This is a genomic window from Shewanella sp. 10N.286.45.A1, from assembly GCF_041470405.1.
Lineage (GTDB): Bacteria > Pseudomonadota > Gammaproteobacteria > Enterobacterales > Shewanellaceae > Shewanella.
On the sequence record NZ_JBFRMK010000386.1, the window covers coordinates 1 to 3591 of the forward strand.

Genomic DNA, 3591 nt, shown 5'->3' on the forward strand with positions numbered 1-3591 from the left:
CGGCTTCGTTCAACAAGTCACTCAAAAGGACAAATAACAGTTGGTTTTTGCTCCTTCGTCGCTTATTTTAACCAACTATTATTTGCCTCTTAGTGAGGCGTTATATTTTATGTGCTCTATCAACATTCAGTCTTTTAAAGGATAAAAATGAAAAGTATTGGTTTTTTTAATAACAAAGGTGGTGTTGGTAAAACAACGTTAATATGTAACTTGGCTTCATCATTAGCGATAAATAAAAACCAGAAAATTTTAATTATTGACGCTGACCCGCAATGTAATGCTTCTGCATACCTCCTGCCTGAAGAACAGCTTGAACAAATTTTATTAGATGACCAGCACAATAGCTTGGACTCATTTTATGAGCCCATCAGAAGAGGACAAGGTTTTCCAAATGAGCTACCCACAATCATTCGTAGTGAAAGATTTCAGCTAGATCTGATTGTAGGTGACCCCAAATTGTCAATTAGGGAAGATTTATTGGCAACAGACTGGGCTTCAACTAGAAATGGAGAACCTAGAGGCTTTCAAACCACGTACGCTATTAAAGAGTTGATTTCACGTTTAACTGATTATGACTTTGTCTTAATAGATATGGGGCCATCACTGGGGGCTCTAAATCGATCTGTACTATTAGCGGTGGACTACTTTCTGATGCCTTTGTCTGTAGATATCTTTAGTTTAATGGCCGTAGAAAATATCATTAAATCATTCGATAACTGGAAATCTAGTTTAGAAGAAGCTATAAAAAGGCATCACAGTGCTGAAGGCTATAATTTTCAAATTGCGAATAAGGATGTCGAGTGGAATTTGCAGTTTTTAGGGCACGTGATGCAACAATATAAAGCAAAAACTAAAGGTGGTGTAAGACAACCAGTTCAAGCATTTGAGCGCATAATTACAAAACAAAAAGATGAAATTACTAATTTATGTAAATCTTTTGGTGTCGACCCAAGCAATGTTGACCTAGGTGTAATACCAACATTGAGTAGTGTAGTCCCTCTTTCTCAACAAGCCCATGCACCAGTCTTTGATTTAGGTGCAAAAGATGGAATCGTTGGATCTCAATATACTCGCGTTTCTGAAGCTGGGCAATATTTTCACGATATTTCAGAATCGTTATATGCGAGGTTAGTTTAATGATTAACTGGGAGAAACCTCTTATTCAAGCAATAGCACGTAGACGTTGTGTCATTGTGTTAGGCGCTGGTATATCAAGGAACTCTACAAATTCTACCGGTAAACGTCCTGATACATGGGAAGACTTTTTAAAGAATTGCGCAAATGAATTAAGTGATATAGCCCATATTGATGATTTAATTTCTCAAAAAGACTTTTTAACAGCATGTGAGCTAATCAAAGACAGAATGGGGGCTGATGCTTTTACAGAGCGAGTACAGCAAGAATATCAACGCTCAGGCTATAGTCATGCGGATATCCATAAATATATTTATAAGCTAGATTCATCGATTGTTGCAAGCCCAAATTTTGATAACATTTATGATACATACGCTTCCTCTGCATCGGCGAGTTCAGTAGTCATCAAAGATCACACAAGTAATGATATAGCCAATTATTTACTCGGTGGTGATACGCGCTTAATTCTTAAAACTCATGGTTCAGCGAATAATCCTAGAGAAATAATTTTCACAAGAAATGATTATGCAGAGGCTAGAACTAAATATGTTTTATTTTATGAGATCATTAAATCTTTAGCTTTAACACACACGTTTTTATTTCTAGGCTGTGGAACAGACGACCCAGATATTAGGCAGCTTTTTGAAGATATACAGTTTACACATGGTTATATGCCACATCACTACATGACCTTACCACAAGGTGAAGTTCATAATGATGTTTTAAAAGTTGCCTCTGATTCTATGCGTATCAAGTTTATCAAATACTCCCCTGATAACGGGCATCAAGAGCTTACTTTATCGTTAGCTGACCTTGTTACAGAGGTTGAAGGAATTAGAACAGAGCTAACTAAAAATGAACAATGGTAAGTTGAAAGAATATAACAAGTTGCTGCACTCGGAAAAATTACTCGCTTCGCTCCCAATTTTCCGGTGAGCAAAGAGTTAACTTTACTCGGAATAAGGAGTCTGTAACTTGAACAGGAAAATGACGGCACTGATTTTAGGAAATGGCGCTTACCCTAATAACGAGTTGGTGAATGCGACAAATGATGCTGAGGATATGAGTCAAAAGCTATCGGACTTTGGCTTTTCTGTTATTAAGCTGAAAGATGCTACCAAGAAATCTATAGATGAATCAGTCAACTCCTTTAGAGATAATTTAAATAGTAATGACATTGGCCTGTTTTATTTTGCGGGACATGGAATGCAGATAGAAGGGGAGAATTATATTACGGCTATTGATTCTGATTTCAAATCGGAAATTGATGCTAAGTATTCCTCTTATCCATTGAATAAAATCATTGAGATTATGGAGAAGAGTAAGAATAAAACAAATATTATCATTCTCGATGCCTGTAGGAATAATCCGTACTTAAGAGCATGGAACCGCGATCCAAGCCTTGATGGTTTAGCTCCAGTATATGCTCCAAAAGGAACCATTATTGCTTATTCTACTTCACCAGGAGAGGTAGCTAGCGATGGTTCAAAAAGTAACGGTGCATACACCGAAGCTTTACTACAACATATAGCTGTCCCTGATATTCCGATTGAAGATATGTTTAAAAGAGTTAGAAATTCCCTTTCTGTCTCAACAAAAGGGCAGCAAACATCATGGGAACATACATCTCTATCGGGTGACTTCTTCTTTAATTTGAGCCTTGGTTCGTCAATAGAAATATACTCAAATGAAGCCATTTCTGATGAGTTGTTCCACATTGATTCTGATAAGCTGATGCATACTGAAATTAGGGACTTGAAAAGTCACAATTGGTACACTCAAAACCCTATCGCGGCTAAACTTACAGCTGAATCATTAAATGATGCTGATGACGATGCTGTTTTTGTATTAGGTAGAAATGTTTACCAAGCAGCCTGTGGCAGCGCTAGAGATTTAAGCTCATTTATTTCACGGTTCCGTGAAAGAACAACCAACTTTCATGCAAAAACTAGAAAAGCTCTATTAGACGGTATGATTTTTGAGATATTTTTTAATAGCAAAGGTGAGTTAAGAGATAGTTTTAAAACGTCTAAGTTTAATAGTGTATTTGATTGTCAGAAGTATTCTGAATTCGATGATTCTTTTACATTTATTTCTGATGTTCTGTCGACGTACCACAGTAGGTTTTATGCGATTCCTGGAAAAAGTCGCGAAGTTAGTATAGATGTGTCGACTAAAATAAATGATAAAGGTGAGTATAAAGTATTAGGCGTTTACTTCAGTGGTCATAATATATTAAGACCAGATGAAGACTTTAGTTTTTACGAAGAAGAATACGGTGCCATACCATATGAAGGTGTTCAAGGCTCGGCATTAGAGCGTAGAATCTCGGAAGAACTTTTAATTCCTAGTCATAAGTTGAAGATAAATTATGACTTTGATTATGAGCCGAAAGCTAAGTTACTATTTCCATATGGTCATACAGTGGCAAAGTAAAGTTAACGTATAAGGATAGGC

3 protein-coding genes are annotated in these 3591 nt (G+C 36.6%); all 3 read left to right on the plus strand.

The window, feature by feature from the left end; genetic code table 11:
- The first annotated feature begins 147 nt into the window (after positions 1–147).
- The 3 genes from AB4238_RS21705 (at position 148) to AB4238_RS21715 (ending at position 3570) form a co-directional block, all read left to right on the plus strand.
- Positions 148–1137 carry a ParA family protein gene (locus AB4238_RS21705; RefSeq protein WP_372035636.1) on the plus strand — a complete coding sequence of 330 codons (990 nt, stop codon included), beginning with the start codon at positions 148–150 and terminating at the stop codon, positions 1135–1137.
- A complete protein-coding gene (locus AB4238_RS21710) occupies positions 1137–2003 on the plus strand; it encodes an SIR2 family protein (RefSeq protein ID WP_372035638.1) in 867 nt (288 codons plus the stop codon). The genes AB4238_RS21705 and AB4238_RS21710 overlap by 1 nt, the downstream gene beginning before the upstream one ends.
- A 106-nt stretch (positions 2004–2109) precedes the next feature.
- Positions 2110–3570 carry a caspase domain-containing protein gene (locus tag AB4238_RS21715; protein WP_372035640.1) on the plus strand — a complete coding sequence of 487 codons (1461 nt, stop codon included), beginning with the start codon at positions 2110–2112 and terminating at the stop codon, positions 3568–3570.
- Positions 3571–3591 lie beyond the last annotated feature (21 nt).

Coding starts and splice junctions, on each gene's coding strand:
- AB4238_RS21710 (WP_372035638.1), top strand. CDS start 1,137: ATGATTAACTGGGAGAAACCTCTTATTCAAGCAATAGCACGTAGACGT.
- AB4238_RS21705 (WP_372035636.1), top strand. CDS start 148: ATGAAAAGTATTGGTTTTTTTAATAACAAAGGTGGTGTTGGTAAAACA.